The sequence below is a fragment of the Shewanella sp. 10N.286.51.B7 genome, assembly GCF_002873615.1.
Lineage (GTDB): Bacteria > Pseudomonadota > Gammaproteobacteria > Enterobacterales > Shewanellaceae > Shewanella > Shewanella electrodiphila.
The window spans coordinates 1-16673 of the sequence record NZ_MCUF01000047.1 but is presented as its reverse complement, the minus strand read 5'-3'; the positions used below and the strand labels follow the sequence as shown (position 1 = coordinate 16673).

The following is a 16673-nucleotide window of genomic DNA, read 5'->3' as shown; positions in this document are numbered from 1 at the left end:
ACAATTAAAATAACAATTAATATAACAATCATAATGACCGGATTAAAAGTCATTGAATGGGTTAGTCGTGCTCAGATTTAAGGGTTGATTGCCCTTTCGGTTTTAGGGCTCGATAAGCATGTTTACAACCTTTGCCACAACCCACTAAACATAGTTCACAGATTAACGACAGTAGAAAACCCAATACTAATCCGATAGCAATTGCCCGCGTATCTAGCATGATTGTATGGCTAAAGTTATTCCATACTTCTTGCCTAATATCTTCCATTGGCTCAAAAGCCACTTGTTCAAAGCGACTGTAAGCCGTTTGATTGAATTGATTCAGTGCGCCATTGAGCAGTTGATAGCGTTGATAAATCGCTTCAATACTGTCGCCGCCGGCGTTAATCACTTGATCTGGGTTTTGTTGATAGTGGCTAATTAACTTTTGGATATCGCCAGCAAAAAATCGGTCGGCATCACGCTGAAATTCATCCAAGCTGAGCTTGGCTTCTTGGGTATGGGCTTGAAGTCGCTGACCATATTGATCGACAAATGCAGGCACTTGTACTCCAAGCAGTACACCACTGACAAATAATATCAGCCGTAGATACTCCATGATTGATTTCATCAATGTTTCCCGTTATTCAAGACAAAGTGTTAATTGGTTATTTACTCTCACTTAATCGATAGTTCAATCGCTGGTTCAATCGCTGGTTCAATCACCCAATCAATGCTGCTATCTTTAAATGATGATGCAAGTTCTACCAAGATGAATCAGTGACTGACTTTATCTTAGGTTTCATTTCTTACCATCAATATGGACATTACATTAAAGGATTAATACATGAAAGCCGCGATTATTTTACCCCTATTACTATTGTCGTTATCAATAGCGCCCTCGAGCAATGCTGCCACTATCAGCCCTGAACAAATGAATCTCATGATTGATATGTCGGTCAATCAAATGAAAGCAGAAGGTGAATTTGCCAATATGGCCAGTTGCACCAATCAGTCAGAAGCCAAGGTTGAATCGGTGTTTCGCTCAGTGATGCGAACTTGCGTAGAAAAACATATGCAAGATGAAGATGATGAGAAAACCACAGCCTGTTTAGTCGAAAACTTTTCCGGAGAATTGGGCGTTTCAGCCGAGACGTTTACCGCTTGCTCAGAGCAAAGCGAATAAAAAATGAGCAAAAAAGAGTAAAGCACTCAACACGGCGATTAACCTGTGTTGAGTGCTTTATCATAAAATGAGCTTAAAAAATAAACTGATACAACAAGCCTGCACCAATCGCCATCGCTATAATGACCACTAAAAACGCCGCAATCATTTGATTTTTAAATATTGATTTAAGCAAGATGACTTCAGTTAAGCTGGCACCTGCACTGCCGATAATCAGCGCCATTACCGCACCTAATCCCATCCCTTTTGCCGCTAATGCAGCGCTTAATGGAATTACCGCTTCAGCTCGGATGTATAAAGGAATACCAATGACCGCAGCTACAGGAATGGCAAATGGGTTATCTTCGCTAGCAAAACTGGCAACAAACTCGGTTGGCATAAAACCATAGATTAATGAGCCAATCGCAATACCGCCTAATAAGTACGGTAAAACGGTTTTAAAATCTGCCCATGTGCTGTTCCATACTTTGCGCCATTTACTGACTTCTTTAGCTTTACCACCGCATCCGTTGCCACAGCCTTTAGACTCAGGGGCAATATAGGCTTCAGGTTTCACATATTTCTCAAAGCCAAGTTTTTCAAGGGTGTAGCCAGCAATAACTGATACGCCCATTGCCATCACAAAGTAGAACAGAGTCACTTTAAGACCAAATGTCACCGCAAATAAACCAATGATAATTGGGTTTAGCAAAGGACTTGCAAACAAGAACACCATCATGGTGCCAAACCCTGCTTTTGCTCTTAATAGCCCTTTTAAAAAAGGGATGGTCGAGCAAGAGCAGAACGGGGTTATTGCGCCCAGAAAACCAGCGACAATGTAACCACGGCCACCTTTACTGCTCAAAATACGTTGAATTTTTGCCGGTGGAATGTATAGCTGTAATACGCCGACAAAATAGCTGATCGCCAAAAATAAAATGGTTAGCTCAACGGCTAAGAACATAAACATGTCGAGGGTTTCCATGAGCATATCCATATTGATGAAGTTAGAATCAAACATCATTTACACCTAATTAACTACATTTCTAGAATAATCGAAACATATTCCTTTAAACTGGATAGATCAAGATATTTCTAGTATTATCGAAATATAATTTGCAAAAGGTATGGTTATGGAAATTGAGACTATCGCTAAAGCATTGAAAGAACTGGGTCATCCAACACGGCTTACCATTTATAATAAAGTGGTTCGCGCGGGTTATCAGGGCATTGCTGTCGGTGGATTACAGGAGTCTTTAGCTATTCCTGGTTCAACGTTATCTCACCACATCTCTAGTTTGGCCTCTGCAGGGCTTATTTCGCAGCGACGTGAAGGCCGTACTTTATTTTGCGTTGCCGAATTTGAGCAACTCGAATCTGTGATTGGCTTTTTACAAAACGAATGTTGCGCCGACGAGGCTTGTACGCCAAAGGTTACCGCATGAAAGGCTGGGTGATCCCGCCGAAAAATGACATTGTCTCGCATTTTGTTGAATGCTATTGGTTTATTAAAACCCATAAAGATGATGACGGCATCGATCACCCAAAGCTTAACCCCGATACCTGTGGCCACTTAATTATCACGCCTAAATCGCAAGCGTATGACTATCGTTCAGAAGCCACGATCACTCAGGGCAAAGGCAGTCATTGGTTATTTCCCTATAACAAAACCTACACGATGGATCATAGTGAACCTATGACCTTACTAGGCGTAAAGTTTCATGCTGGCGCCTTATACGGCTTAAATCTTGCGCCAACTGCGCTGCAAATTAATGATATTGCTCAAGTCGATATCTCAGATATATTTACGCCATTTTCTCAAAGCAAAATCTGTAATATCGAAGGGCTATTATCAGCGGCTGAGTTTCAGCAAACTGAATGTACAGCCCAATTAGATGAGCTGTTACTGCCATGGCTACAAACAGCGAAAGAAGATAAGCACAGCGCATTAGTCAAAAAAGCCTTAGCTTTACCGCAAGCGGTTGCAATTTCAAATATGGGTGAACAACTGCATTGTTCACAGCGCACATTAGAGCGTAGTTTTTTGCGGGTTATTGGCATGACATTAAAGCAATGCCAGTCGATTAATAAACTCGATAATCTACTGACTTACTTATCAAAATATCAACAAGATGAGATTGATTGGAGTGATGTCGCATTGCAGTTTGGCTTTAGTGATCAGCCCCACTTAATCCGTTATTTAAAAAACGCCATTGGCAATACACCAGGGGAGTACGCCAAACAGCGAGAATTCGTGATTGATATATATGGCAATTTTCAGTAATCAGCGATAAAAGCTTCATCGTTAACTCTACATATTAAATTCATTTGAGCATAAAAAAATCCCGCTAATATTGCGGGATTTTGTGCCTTAAGACTCAATGGCCATAAACAAGGTAACCCTTAAGCTTGTTCTGCCACCTGTTTTGGCGTGCCATGGTGACCATCGCGTTTCCAGTCAACATCTAATAGTTCTGCACCAGATAAACTAAATGCCTGACCAAAACCTTTTACGTATAAGCCGTGATGCGGGTTTAGCTTGAATAAGTTGAAGTCTTTTAGCGCAGCTAAGTTATCAATCATTTCACCAAAACGAGCCGATAACGCAGCCACGCCTTTAGTAAATGTTTCGCTGTCTCGTGCAACAACTTCAGCCGTTGCATCAAACGTTAATCGTTTACGGGCGAACACACTTTTTGATTCTGATTCATCTTCAACCAACATGACTGAAAGCTTGTCAGAGGCTTGTAGATTAGTGCCATGACGGGCTAATTCACTGACTAAAATGTAAAAGCCATCATCAGCTAAAGCAAAAGGGGCATAACTGGCATTGGGTACACCGTCTGCATCTTGTGTGGCAAGCTGTAAAGTTGAGCGTTGAGCTTTAAATTCTTCAATTTCAGGTAGTAGCTTTTCGCGTAAGCGTTGTTCTTTTTCAGTCGACATCACACATTCCTTTTATTTAATTATTATCAGTTAAGCTGCTGCGGTGACGCTGCCTTTGAGTGCTTGAAAACGCTCAACTTGGCTGCTTAGCAGCACACGCTTTTTATCGCGACCTAAATACACTTTAAATACCACTTCGCCCTGTGCACCAAAGAAGTTGATAGAGTGGCTTTCTGTGCCTCTGAACGGTTTGCTGATTAAAGCAATGGCGCTGATGTCATCTAATTTCAAGTGACCGTGTAGCCCCTCACCTTTAGTGATTAAATTGTAGTAACCGTGGGCATATTTCCCCTTTGGAAAACTACCTTTAAATTCAAAAATACTGCCTGATACTGAGATAATCGTGGTCATGTTGCCCCACTCAGGTAGTGATGTCAGCAGGTTATCTTTTTCTGTTAATGGCAATAAAGCCAGTTGTTCTGTCGGTAATGCTGTGACCACTTCAAGCTCTGTGATGGATAGCGCTTGTGCTACTTGACCTGGCATCGCTGCTGGGTTTTCGCTTAAATACTGCTGAATTTGTGCTACTGATACTGTCATGGAATATCTCCAATAATTGATAACCCTAATGTACGGTTGGCTAACACTGCAAAAGCCGCTCAAGCACTAATGCTTGAGAGGCTTTTTTGAAATAAGGCTGCAGCCATTAAGCCTGCAACCTTTTGCTTCAGCGTTATTCACCCGCAAACGGGTAAGGGATTAAAATGAATAGCGCGCTGACAATTTGAAATTCCTGCCTTGTTCATACAAGGTTTGCCACGCTTGGCGATATTCCTCATCACCGATGTTTTCTACTGCAAAGTCGACACGTAAACCTTCAAATGTGCCCATTGCTGGTTCCCAAGCCACATAAACGTCCCACAATTTGTAAGAGTCATATTGCTCAAGGTTGTCTACAGGCAAGTCATCTTGCTCAGCCACATAAGTGAAACGAGTACCAAATTTCATATCGCCTTCCATGATGGATTGCGATAAATCTATGCCCATTTTCTTAGCTGGAATATTTGATAAATACTCATCAGTATTCTTGTCTTTGCCTTCGGTTTGGCCATAGTTAAATGTCACCCGAGTTTGCTTGTAACGGTAACGGGTATTGAATTCAAAACCTGTTAGTTTAGCTTCATCCACATTGTCCCAAGAGGTGGTTTGTTCCAACCCAGGAATGCCGTATAGCGGGTTAGAAACGCTTTGTTCGATAAAGTCATCAACATCATTTCTGAACACACTTAAGGTAATTGCTAACTCATCATCACCGGCTAAGTCAGCAAAACGCATATCGGCTTTAAGCTCTTTGTTTTGCGCTTTTTCAGCTTGTAAATCTGGGTTGATTTCAAAGGTGTTACACAGACCGTCAGGTAAGAAGCCAGGAATTGAAGGAATACAGTAATGCGTACCTGTTGAGTACATTTCTTCCATGCTTGGTGCGCGGAATGCTTCATCATATCGAGCACTTAAGGTTAACCAGTCTGTGGTGTTCCACACTAGGCCAACAGAAGGCGTAAAGGCATTATCATCTGATGACAGACCTAAGTTATTGCTTTCATTTTCAAAGGTGTCGTAACGAACAGCTACATCTAAGGCAACGGTGTCTGTGAGCTTGATATCTGCTTTCGTAAATGCGCCCCAAACTGTGGTTTCACCATCTATATCATCTGGTCGTTCACCGGCTTGGCCATTGTCGTCACGCACTGTGTTAATCGTATCTTTGTAACCATCAATACCGTAAGTCAGTACAGTGTTGCCAAATGCAGAGCTGTTATTGACACTAAAACCAATGGTTTCAAATTCAGTACTATCAAATTGATCTTTAGTGACACGATCTTCATCGTAATTAGTGCTATTCCAATACACAGTCGCATTTAAATCTAATAACGGATTGTCTGTTGGGTTTAGGCTGTAATCTAAGGTCACGTTTTGATCTTCAGTATTACGCTGCACTAATGGTACTGAGCTGCCAACATGAGTCGATGGGTTACTTGGAACTAATTCATCTGTATCAGAAAAACGTGCAGATAGTTGCAGGCGTTGATCGTCTGTTGGCTCCCAGCCGATTTTAGCTAAACCACTGGTCGCTTCAGATGAGCTGTTTTCAAGGCTTTGATCATTACCAATTTTGATATTGTTGCTGTCGTGGTAGCTACCACTTAACAACCAATCAATGTTGTCAGCTAAACCGTAAAGCGTACCGCTGGTTTTGATTTTATCGCCATTGGTTTCAAAACCTTGCTTGATGTAGCCACCAAACGTATCACCTTCATCTAAAAAATCATGGGCAGACTTGGTGTTTTGTGCGACCACGCCACCAATTGCACCACTGCCCCATAAACTACTGGCAGGGCCACGTACCACTTCGATTGAGCTGAGTAACTCTGGATCCATGAAGTAAGTACCGCGGTGACCAGAATTGGTATTTTGACGTGCGCCATCAATAGTTTGTAATACACGTTGACCACTTAAACCACGAATTTCGACGCCTTGAGATGATGCTCGAGGACCATTCGTCACACTAATATTGGCTTCATTCTTTAGCGCATCAGCGACAGATGAAGGCTGAGACTCTTGCATCTTCTCTTCACTGATCACCGTCACGCTGCGGCTGGAATCTGATACTTTTTCGCTAATACGGGTAGCGGTAACAAGCACTTCATCAAATTCTGTAACGGTTTGGTTTTCTTGTGCGAATGCGGTGGTACTAAAAACCATTGCCATTGCTACAACGAGTGGCTTCTTGGTCATTGTTATATCCTCAATAATAAATGCGACTTTTCTGTCGTTCATAGAGAATTAGGTGTGCTACTCACTGTGGTGTTAAAACGCGTAAATCACCAATCAGTAGGAAAAAACATCAGCACAAAGTGTTATCTCTGACGAACTATTTGCCGCACTTTACCTGAGAATAAAACTTAGATCAAATGAAAATCATTATCATTTGCGATCTCATTCAATTTGTTGTACATTCAAATCAACAAAGACAAAGGCAGAGCCTAACTACTTGTTATTAATAGCTTTGTAAAGAATGTAAAGATTCAAAGCTAACTAATTGCTTAATTTAGATATGTTCAACATTTGACCACATTGATGTTGTAGAAGACTATTTCAGATGACACCTAAACGATATTTTGCTTTCGGATGTTTAACCATTTTAATCCAAGGAGGGGTGCTCGCCTCTCAAAATAGTGAGCCATCGATTCAGTTATCTGAAGGTGCGGCAATGGGCTCAAATAAAGCTGTCAGTGTCATGATTGCTATGCAAGCAAGTACACAGGCAACAAGTATCGAAAACACTGTAGAAGAAGTGAAAAAACCAGAGCACCTTGCTAAACCTAAACCTGTGGTTAAACCTGAACCTGAACCAGTGGTTAAAGCTGCTCCTAAAAAGCCTGCAGCAGAGAAAGTCATTACCAAAATTGAACAAGCTAAACCCTCAGTTTCTAAAACCTCAGTTTCTAATCCTGAAACTTCTAAGCCAGAAACAGCTGAGCAGCCACCTGCCGAAGTAACAGAGGTTGCCAGCACTGATGCCAGTGCAACTCACAATCAACAGCAAGTCGACGCTAAACAAGGAGTCACCCAAGAAACAGTTGCCTTACAACAACCGACATTTTCAGCACCACCAGCACAACCTAATTACCCTAAAAAGGCACGTAAACGTGGCTTTGAAGGCACCGCGACAGTGGAAGTCATGTTTAATCAAATTGGTGAGCAACTCTCGCTTACCCTCGTCGATAGTTCAGGTTACAGCCTACTCGATGCAGCAGCTATTAATGCAGTTGAGCAGTGGCAATTTGCTGCGCCATCTCCACAAACCGCTTTTGCTTATACCGTCAGAGTACCTGTGAAGTTCGCTTTAAATTAAGCCTGAATATAGGAAATCAACATGTCTCAACCATTATATCTACAACTGTCAGAGCAGTTAGGTTACTTAACTTGGCCGCTATTTATCTGTGCTTTTTTAGCCTTATTGATCATCCTTGAGCGACTCGCTTTATTAGTGAATGAACTATTAAAACGGGATGTTTGGCTAACGGAGTTAAGACAACAAACTCGCAGCGCCACTCCCGAACAAAGGCAGCAGCTGATTACCTTATTAAGCAAAGGTCGTAGCATGCTTGCTAAGGGCACGGCACTCTTGTTATCCCATGGTGACCAACCTCGTGCAATGCGCGAAGAAATCTTAAATTTATGGTTACTTAAGCAAAAAGAAAAGCTGCAATCTGGGCTAAAGGTACTGCAGATTATTGGTGTGATCACTCCTCTGCTTGGCCTTTTAGGTACTGTGCTTGGCCTGATTGAAATGTTTAGTCAACTTGGGCTATCTGATGGTCCTGTGACCCCATCGCAACTGGCAACAGGCTTGGGGCTTGCGATGAATACCACGGCAGCAGGTTTAATCATTGCCGTGCCTGCAATCACTATGGCGTACTTACTGACACTTTGGGCCGAGAAACGCTGCAACAGAATTGCCCACGCCCTAAACCAAATGAACCTATGGTTAGACGGCTTTGATCAAGCATTAAACATTGGTTGTGATGCCCCATGTGGCGCCAATGCACCTTGTCTTAAAGGCAATGCTTTAAATCAAAACACCGTTAACACCACTACCGAAGCAACAGCCTCTATTGCTGCGACAGCGGCTGCGACTGCGACTTTAGCGGAGTCAAACAGATGATCAGCGCAGACGGTCAGGCTGGGGCTTCAGCTCAGGTCAATGTAGGAATTGATCTCACCCCGCTCATCGACATCATTTTTATAGTATTGGTATTCCTGTTACTTACAGCCAATACCCAACTGCTGACATTGCCTGTGGATGTACCTACAGAAAAAGACTCAAGCTTAACGGCCTTGTCTCAAGACGAGCATATTTCAATCAATATTTTAACTGATGCGCCCCATTGGGCGTTAGATGCTAAGCAATTCGACAATTTCGACCAATTCGAAGCCGCTTTCATTCAAGTCTTGGATTCGTCACCAAATATCAATGTGGTTGTCGCTGCTGATAAAAATGCCCCCGTTCAGCCATTAATGACGGTATTGGCATTACTCCAGCGACAACAAATCACTAATACCCAAATTTTAATGGAACCCTAAATCATCTTTTATCCATCCATTTAGGAATGTTCCAACGATTTTATTTATTCGGAGTTAATTATGCTTAAGCAATCAATGTTCAATACTAAACACTCATTACTGACTCGCTTGATGACAGCAAGCATGCTGCTTTCAAGTGCCCTACTAAGCCAAAGTGCTATGGCTGAAAATCGCGTTGTAAGTGCGGGCGCAGGCATCACAGAGTTAGTGCTGGCATTAGATGCCAGTGACGAACTAGTCGGTGTAGATTCAACGAGTCAAATCCCAGACGAGTTAGATTCTGTAGCGAAGTTGGGTTATCACCGCATGTTATCTGCTGAGGGGATTTTAGCTTTATCGCCTACGATTCTATTGGGCTCAGAAGCCATGGGACCTAAAAACACCCTTGAAGTATTAAGCAGTGCCAACGTTGAAGTGGTTTCTTTACCCAGCGCCAATACCAGAACAGAGCTCGTCAGTAACATTGAGCAAATGGGCAAGTTACTTAATCGTGAACCTCAGGCGACTGAGCTAAAACAAAAAATTGATTTGTCCTTTAATCAATTAGATTCAAAACAGCAAAAACTCAATGAACTAGGCGATGCACCAAAGGTGTTATTTTTGCTGTTACAACCTGATAGACCTGCACGTGTAGGCGGCAACGATACCGCTGCAGATATCATTATTAACCTCGCTGGCGGACAAAACATTGCGGGTTTTGACGGTTATAAAAGTGTCTCTCAGGAAGGTATTTTAGCGCTACAACCCGATGTGATCCTGATTTCAAACCGCAGCGAGAGTGAATCAAGCGATCCTGTTACTGCATTATTGAAAGCCATGCCATTGCTTGCGCACACCCCAGCAGGTGAACATCAACACATTAAAAACCTGCCATCTCAAGCGTTAATTGGTGGTTTAGGATTAAGTGCCATCACTGCTGCTGATGACCTCGCTAGCGACTTTATTAGCATTAAAAAGCTGTAGCGACATCATGACCATCAAAGTGGTGATGACTTGCGCAATATCAACCCGTTTTATTAGGATTTAACATGGAAAATCAACGTTGGCTTTGGCCCTGTTTACTCACCGCTTTGGTGATAACAAGCCTGTTGTCTGTCAGCATCGGACCATTACAAATTAGCCCGTCCACCAGCTTTAATGCCATGGTGAACTGGGCAACAGGTCAAGAGTTAGCATCAGTGGCTCCCCATGAGCAATTGGTGATTAATAATGTCCGTTTACCGCGGACAATTTTAGCCTTAGCAGTAGGTGCCACACTGGCACAATGTGGCGCGGTGATGCAGGGGTTATTTCGAAATCCACTTGCTGATCCTGGCATTATTGGTGTCTCTTCTGGCGCGGCATTGGGCGCAGCAATTTGTATCGTGCTATTTCCTAATGGCGGTGAATACTTAGTTGCTTTTAGTGCCTTTGTTGCTGGCCTTGCGACGACCTTAATTGTTTATCGTTTAGCCGCAAGTCCAAGTGGCACTTCTGTCGTGCTATTACTCCTATCTGGAGTGGCTGTGGCTGCGCTTGCTGGCGCAGGTATTGGCGTATTGACCTATATGGCCAATGACATGGCGTTAAGAGACTTAACCTTATGGCAGATGGGCTCAGTGGCTGGCGCTCAGTGGCATTACGTCATTTTAAGCTTGGTCGCATTAGCGGTGATAAGTTGGCAATTCAACCAAAGCGCCAAAGCCTTAAATGCCTTATTACTCGGTGAGGCCGAAGCTCGTCATCTTGGTTTGGATGTCGATAAACTCAAACTTAAACTGATTGTACTGTGTGCTATCGGCGTGGGTATTGCAGTGGCTGCAACAGGTATTATTGGCTTTATTGGGTTAGTCGTACCTCATTTAGTCAGAATGATGATTGGCCCAGATCACCGTTTATTGCTGCCATTAAGCGCCATGTTAGGTGCAGCAATGTTAGTGGTCGCCGATATTGGCGCTCGCTCTATTGTTGCCCCTTCTGAATTACCAGTTGGTTTAGTGACGGCACTTTTAGGTGCACCATTCTTTATCATTTTATTACTCAAACAACGTAATAAGTTGGTGTAACATGCTGAGAAATATCGAATTTAAATCTATGTTTAAAACACCTAAGTCGGCGCCTCAAGTAACAGGTTTAGCACTAGCTGGTGTAAAGCCTGTTGAATTAGCACCTTCAGATAGAAATAGTGCGACTTTTATGCCTAAACAAAAGTCTGCTGGGACTGAAAGTTCAACCTCACGTTCCGCAACTGAAAACTCTGTCGTCAGTATTAATAACCTCTCGGTGCATATTGGCAAAAAACCAGTATTAAATGATATCAATCTTGAGATTATGCCAGGCCAAGTCACTGCATTATTGGGCCCCAATGGCGCGGGTAAATCCACGTTATTGAAAAGCTTGTGCCAAGAAACTGAACTGTCAGCAGGCAGCATCTCCATGCTAGGTAAATCACTCGTTAACTGGAACAGAGCCGAATTAGCCAAGTCATTAGCCGTGTTACCGCAACATGCGTCGCTGACCTTTCCATTTAAAGTACATGAAGTGGTACAAATGGGGTTATATCCATTATCCATCAGCCAACAGCAAGGACAGGATTTAGTCGATAAGCAATTGCAACAGGTTGCGTTATCTGCACTTAAATACCGTAGTTACCCCACCCTTTCTGGGGGGGAAAAACAACGAGTGCAGTTAGCTCGCGTGCTAACACAATTGGCTCAAGCTGAAAGCACACCGATTTTACTACTCGATGAGCCTACTTCAGCGTTAGATTTAGCCCAACAACACAGAGTACTTGAACTAGCACATACATTAGCCCATGAACATAACTACTGTGTGGTAGTGGTACTGCACGATTTAAATCAAGCTTGCCGTTATGCTGATAGGTTAGTGGTATTAGAACAAGGCGAAGTCGTCAGTGACGGTACACCTGCCGAGGCATTAACTGCTGACATCATCGAAAAAGTCTGGCACTACAAACCCACCTTAGTGATCGACCCTAACAGTAAACTGCCTCTGATTTTTTAGCTTTTATTTAAATCATGTTCATCTATATCGACTTCAGCCGTACAAACGGTCTGAGTCGATATTTTGGTGCACGTGTCATTAAGGACATTCGTTTTGGCTCAACAGCATTCGCAAACTTCTTCTAAAACAGAAGCAAAAACACAGCAAGACGCACAGGATACAGTACAGTCCAGGCTCAATTGGTCTTGGTTAAAGCACAAAATTGTCACGCATAAACGGCAGTTAATTCAAGCCAATTTGATTGCTGTTTTAGCCACACTATTGAGTTTGCCTATCCCTATGTTAATGCCGCTATTAGTGGATGAAGTGCTATTAGGACAAACCGGTTGGTTACTGAATAATTTACAGCCTGTGTTACCTGAAGCTTGGCACCTGCCTGGCGTGTATATCAGTATCGTATTAGTGGCGGTTATCGTACTACGTTTACTGACTATGCTGACGCAAGTGGTACAGGCTCGTGAGTTCACCAAGATTGCTAAACGGATCAGTTTAGCGATTCGTCAGCGAATGTTACTGCAATTACCGCAAATTAAGATTAGTGCATTCGATAAGTACGGCAGTGCAGGTTTAGCTTCACGCTGCATCACAGATGTGGATACCGTTGAACGCTTTGTCAGTGATACCTTATCCCGTTTAATCATCAGTGTGCTCACTATCGTGGCCATTGCCAGTGTCTTGTTATGGCTTAATTGGCAGCTAGGGCTAATGATTATTTTACTCAACCCTTTAGTGATTTACTTTTCATCTCGTTTTGCTGAGCACGTAAAAAGTTTGCGCCGTAAAGAAAATGCCGCCACTGAAGCTTTTCAACAAGCCTTGGTCGATACCGTAGATGCCACCCGTGAATTACGCTTAGCCCAGCAAGAAAAGCATTACTATCAAAAGGTATTTGGATTAGCCACAGATCTAAGCCAGCATGCTATTGCCAATCAATGGAAAACCGATGCGCTCAATAAGCTGAGCTTCACTACATTCTTACTCGGTTTTGAATGCTTTCGCGCCATGGCTATCTTCATGGTATTGGTATCAGATCTTACTGTTGGCCAAATTTTCGCAGTTTTCAGTTATCTCTGGTATTTAATGGGGCCGATACAAGAGCTGCTCAATATTCAATATGCCCGTTTTGGGGCGCAGGCATCGATGGAGCGACTCAATCACTTATTGGAATTAGACGTAGAATTAGAAGTAGAACCACGCCAAGAAAAGCCTATTTTATCAAAGTCGGCACTTGAACAAACTTCAGCTATTAGCATTGATTTCAACGCTGTCAGCTTTGGATTTGAACAACAGCCAAACTTATTTCAACAGCTCAACCTTAATCTCAAAGCGAACGAGTCTATAGCTTTACTGGCAATGAGTGGCGGCGGTAAATCCACCTTAATCAATTTATTGTTGGGCTTCTATACGCCGCATTCAGGTCAGATTATGATTAATGGTGAAGACATTCATGACTATGGGATTAATCGTTTTCGCCAGCAAGTCGGCTATGTGCCGCAACATCCCAAATTAATTGCTGGCACCTTACGTGACAATTTAACCTTTGGTATTGAAATGACTGATGAGCAGTTATGGCAAGCACTTGCTCATGCTGAGCTCAGTGATACTGTGTCTCAGTGGCAAGACAAGCTTGATACTGATTTAGGCCGCTCGAATACCCGTTTATCAGGTGGTCAAATGCAGCGGTTAGCCATTGCAAGAATGTGGCTAAGTCAGCCCCAAGTGGTGATTTTAGATGAAGCGACTTCGGCACTCGATGCCGCCACAGAAGCAAAAATACTATCCAATCTGAAGGCGTTTTTACAGCAACGCACTGCGATTATTATTGCCCATAGGCTGAACAACTTGCGCCTAGCGGATCGCATATTCGTATTGGATGATGGCAAGATAACCCAATCAGGCACAGAGCTAAGTCTACAAGCTCAGCCCGGCCTATTTAAACAACTTTATGTGGATGCCAGCTAAACTCATATGCCTCAGCGTTAATGAACAATATAGCGTTAATGAACAATATAGCGTTAATGAACAATATAACGTTGATGAACAATTTACCTGTTCATTAACGCTTTGTTTAACAGATCCACTTTTATCGGTTGGTAAATCTTAGGTTAAATAAATAGGTCTAAGGTTTAACGCTCCCCTCGTTAAAGTTTGACTCCAAGCAGGTCGCTCTACTTTCTACAAGGCGTTTTCTCGTGCGGCAGTCGATTAGCGATGATAGTTGATTGCTGATAAAAACAACTTGTTTCCAGTTCGTGTCGCTTTCGTTATCCGCGTGTATTATTTGTTCGTTTTACCACCAATTTGCTATCAAATCGTACTGGCTTATGCCATTATCCGCCGCCACTCAGTTAGATGAATAAGTTACATGACCTCATCACTGTATTGGCTTTTACTCACTGAACATTACCTTGGTTAATATGATCTCTAATTCGTTAAAGCAGAAAATTCTCGCCCCTGTACTGATTGCCCTTTCGATGGTAATTGCATTGCTATCTTGGCTGAGTTATTCGAACCAAAAGGATCTCTTGCTTAAATCCAACCTTGAGCAAGTTCAGCGATTGAGTGCCCAACAAGCTGAGCGGATCAGTGAATGGCTAGCGGCTCGTGAGGATATTATTAATGCCCTTGGTGAAAAACTAGACAGTCAACCGTTAGATGCATTACAGCAAGCCCAAATATCAGGCCGATTTGAAGGTACTTATTTTGGTACGGATAGAGGTGAGATGTTTGAAGATGATCCAACAATAGAACATACCGATTTTGATCCACGCACGCGTCCTTGGTACCAAGAAGCTGTTAGCAAGCAACAAATGATCCTGACCAAACCCTATTTAGATGTCGCATATAACATCTTGGTTGTCACCTTAGCTAAACCTATATTAAATGGTGTTGTCGGTGGAGATTTGTCAATCGATAGCCTAGTTGACGATGTGAATCGTATGACACTGCCTTCTAATGGTTTTGCCATCATGATGCATAAAGACGGTACCGTCATCGCTTATAAAGATGCCAGTAAAGCCATGGGACACATTAGCGCTATTGATAGCGATCTCGACTACAAATTATTAAATCAACAACGTAAAACTGACCAACTGACCCCAATTCATTTTGCTCCTGAAGATCGTGATAAATTAGTTTGGTCAGAAGATATCCCTAATACAGATTGGGAATTGATTTTAGTCTTAGATAAAGACACCCTTGAAGCGCCTTTAAGCTCATTATTAATGACACAACTCGGCATTTCAGCACTGGTATTGTTAATCAGTATGGCATTGATTTCATGGTTAATTAGCCAACTTTTAGCACCACTATCACGGGTATCACAAGCATTGGCTCGCATTGCTGATGGCAACGGCGATTTAACCCAACGTATTAAAATCGATTCAAAAGATGAAGTCGGCACCCTTGCAGAAAGCTTTAATCGCTTTGTGGGTAGTCAGCATCAATTGATTACCCAAATCCGTGGGCTTGCACTGCAGCTCGATAAAGAGGCTGATGAAAGCCTAACCAATACCCATACGACAGAGAAAGAGCTGCAAGCTCAGCAACAAGAAGTCACTATGGTAGCCACTGCTGTGACTGAAATGGCCTGTGCTACGCAAGAAATTGCCGGTAATGCTGAAAGCACTGCTGCAGCCGCCCAGCAATCGAGTAACAGTAGCCAGCAAGGTCAAAGTTTGGTTGATAATACCCGACAATCAATCAACTTACTGGCGAACGAAGTCACTCAAGCAACTGATGTGATTGGCGAGCTGAGCCGTCATGCCAATGCTATTACAAGTATCCTTTCTACCATTCAGGGTATTGCAGAACAAACTAACTTACTGGCACTGAATGCAGCAATTGAAGCAGCGCGAGCCGGCGATCAAGGTCGTGGCTTTGCAGTAGTGGCTGATGAAGTGCGCGTATTGTCTCGCCGCACCCAAGATTCAGCGCAAGAAATTTATGAAACCATTGAAACCTTGCAGCAAACGACATCGAGTGCAGTAACATTAATGCAGAGCAGCCAAGCATTAGCTGGCAACAGTGTTAATGACGCAACTGAAGCCGCTATCGCCATTGAAGAAATCACTCAAGCAGTAGTGCTAATTTCAGATATGGCTAGCCAAATTGCAACCGCTGCAGAAGAGCAAACTCAGGTGACTAACGAAATTACCCAAAATACGGTTGCGATTAAAGACGTCACTGATGATATAACCCAAGCGGCAGAAATCAGTGTTCAAAAAGCAAAAGACTTAAAAGTGCAGGCAAAATCATTAAATGATTTAGTAGCGACATTCATTCTGTAGCTCTCGCAAAGCAAACTTGTATAGAAAGCTTGTAAAGAAAGCCGTATAGAGAGTCAGTATCGATAGCTAGAATTAAAGTCCATAAAAAGCCCTATAACATTTAAAGATGCTATGGGGCTTTTTTGTGCTGAATCTTGGTCACTTTTGGTAAAGCTTCAGGTGAAGCTAATAGCATTTCACCTGTTCACTATTTCACTATTTCA

The 16673-nt window shown here is 42.7% G+C and carries 16 protein-coding genes; 11 read left to right on the top strand and 5 right to left on the bottom strand.

The window, feature by feature from the left end; all coding sequences use genetic code 11:
• Positions 1-61: 61 nt before the first annotated feature.
• Entirely contained in the window at positions 62-610 is a 549-nt protein-coding gene (locus BCU84_RS13670) for a DUF2937 family protein (RefSeq protein WP_102528636.1), read from the bottom strand.
• A 216-nt stretch (positions 611-826) separates the two neighbouring features.
• Between BCU84_RS13670 and BCU84_RS13665 the strand changes: the two genes are divergently transcribed.
• On the top strand, positions 827-1165 hold the full coding sequence (locus BCU84_RS13665; RefSeq protein WP_102528635.1) for a hypothetical protein: 339 nt from the start codon (positions 827-829) through the stop codon (positions 1163-1165).
• Positions 1166-1238: 73 nt separating this feature from the next.
• Here the strand turns inward: BCU84_RS13665 and BCU84_RS13660 are convergent, their stop codons facing one another.
• Positions 1239-2165, bottom strand: a complete 927-nt coding sequence (locus BCU84_RS13660; protein ID WP_102528634.1) for a permease — start codon at positions 2163-2165, stop codon at positions 1239-1241.
• A gap of 112 nt (positions 2166-2277) precedes the next feature.
• Here BCU84_RS13660 and BCU84_RS13655 point away from each other — a divergent pair, with 112 nt between their 5' ends.
• On the top strand, positions 2278-2589 hold the full coding sequence (locus tag BCU84_RS13655; protein ID WP_102528633.1) for a metalloregulator ArsR/SmtB family transcription factor: 312 nt from the start codon (positions 2278-2280) through the stop codon (positions 2587-2589).
• Positions 2586-3428: a helix-turn-helix domain-containing protein gene (locus BCU84_RS13650; protein WP_102528632.1), complete on the top strand. Its 843-nt coding sequence runs from the start codon at positions 2586-2588 to the stop codon at positions 3426-3428. Before BCU84_RS13655 ends, BCU84_RS13650 begins: the two co-directional genes overlap by 4 nt.
• A gap of 119 nt (positions 3429-3547) precedes the next feature.
• Here the strand turns inward: BCU84_RS13650 and hutZ are convergent, their stop codons facing one another.
• The 3 genes from hutZ to BCU84_RS13635 form a co-directional block, all read right to left on the bottom strand.
• Positions 3548-4090, bottom strand: coding sequence for a heme utilization protein HutZ (gene hutZ / locus BCU84_RS13645; protein WP_102528631.1), 543 nt, complete (start codon positions 4088-4090; stop codon positions 3548-3550).
• A gap of 30 nt (positions 4091-4120) precedes the next feature.
• Positions 4121-4630: a heme utilization cystosolic carrier protein HutX gene (gene hutX / locus BCU84_RS13640; protein ID WP_102528630.1), complete on the bottom strand. Its 510-nt coding sequence runs from the start codon at positions 4628-4630 to the stop codon at positions 4121-4123.
• 159 nt (positions 4631-4789) lie between these two features.
• Positions 4790-6826 carry a TonB-dependent hemoglobin/transferrin/lactoferrin family receptor gene (locus tag BCU84_RS13635; protein WP_102528629.1) on the bottom strand — a complete coding sequence of 679 codons (2037 nt, stop codon included), beginning with the start codon at positions 6824-6826 and terminating at the stop codon, positions 4790-4792.
• 364 nt (positions 6827-7190) lie between these two features.
• Here BCU84_RS13635 and BCU84_RS13630 point away from each other — a divergent pair, with 364 nt between their 5' ends.
• The 8 genes from BCU84_RS13630 (at position 7191) to BCU84_RS13595 (ending at position 16470) form a co-directional block, all read left to right on the top strand.
• On the top strand, positions 7191-7946 hold the full coding sequence (locus BCU84_RS13630) for an energy transducer TonB (protein WP_102528628.1): 756 nt from the start codon (positions 7191-7193) through the stop codon (positions 7944-7946).
• 21 nt (positions 7947-7967) lie between these two features.
• A complete protein-coding gene (locus BCU84_RS13625) occupies positions 7968-8759 on the top strand; it encodes a MotA/TolQ/ExbB proton channel family protein (protein WP_102528627.1) in 792 nt (263 codons plus the stop codon).
• Positions 8756-9178: a biopolymer transporter ExbD gene (locus BCU84_RS13620; RefSeq protein WP_102528626.1), complete on the top strand. Its 423-nt coding sequence runs from the start codon at positions 8756-8758 to the stop codon at positions 9176-9178. Before BCU84_RS13625 ends, BCU84_RS13620 begins: the two co-directional genes overlap by 4 nt.
• A gap of 60 nt (positions 9179-9238) precedes the next feature.
• The gene (locus BCU84_RS13615) at positions 9239-10141 is read left to right on the top strand and encodes an ABC transporter substrate-binding protein (protein ID WP_102528625.1); all 903 of its coding nucleotides are present in this window, start codon (positions 9239-9241) and stop codon (positions 10139-10141) included.
• 65 nt (positions 10142-10206) lie between these two features.
• Positions 10207-11223, top strand: a complete 1017-nt coding sequence (locus tag BCU84_RS13610) for an iron ABC transporter permease (RefSeq protein ID WP_102528624.1) — start codon at positions 10207-10209, stop codon at positions 11221-11223.
• Positions 11224-11353: 130 nt separating this feature from the next.
• Positions 11354-12181 (top strand): heme ABC transporter ATP-binding protein, encoded by an 828-nt coding sequence (locus tag BCU84_RS13605; protein ID WP_102528637.1) that lies wholly within the window; start codon positions 11354-11356, stop codon positions 12179-12181.
• A gap of 93 nt (positions 12182-12274) precedes the next feature.
• A complete protein-coding gene (locus BCU84_RS13600) occupies positions 12275-14143 on the top strand; it encodes an ABC transporter ATP-binding protein (protein ID WP_102528623.1) in 1869 nt (622 codons plus the stop codon).
• A gap of 455 nt (positions 14144-14598) precedes the next feature.
• The gene (locus BCU84_RS13595) at positions 14599-16470 is read left to right on the top strand and encodes a methyl-accepting chemotaxis protein (protein ID WP_102528622.1); all 1872 of its coding nucleotides are present in this window, start codon (positions 14599-14601) and stop codon (positions 16468-16470) included.
• Positions 16471-16673 lie beyond the last annotated feature (203 nt).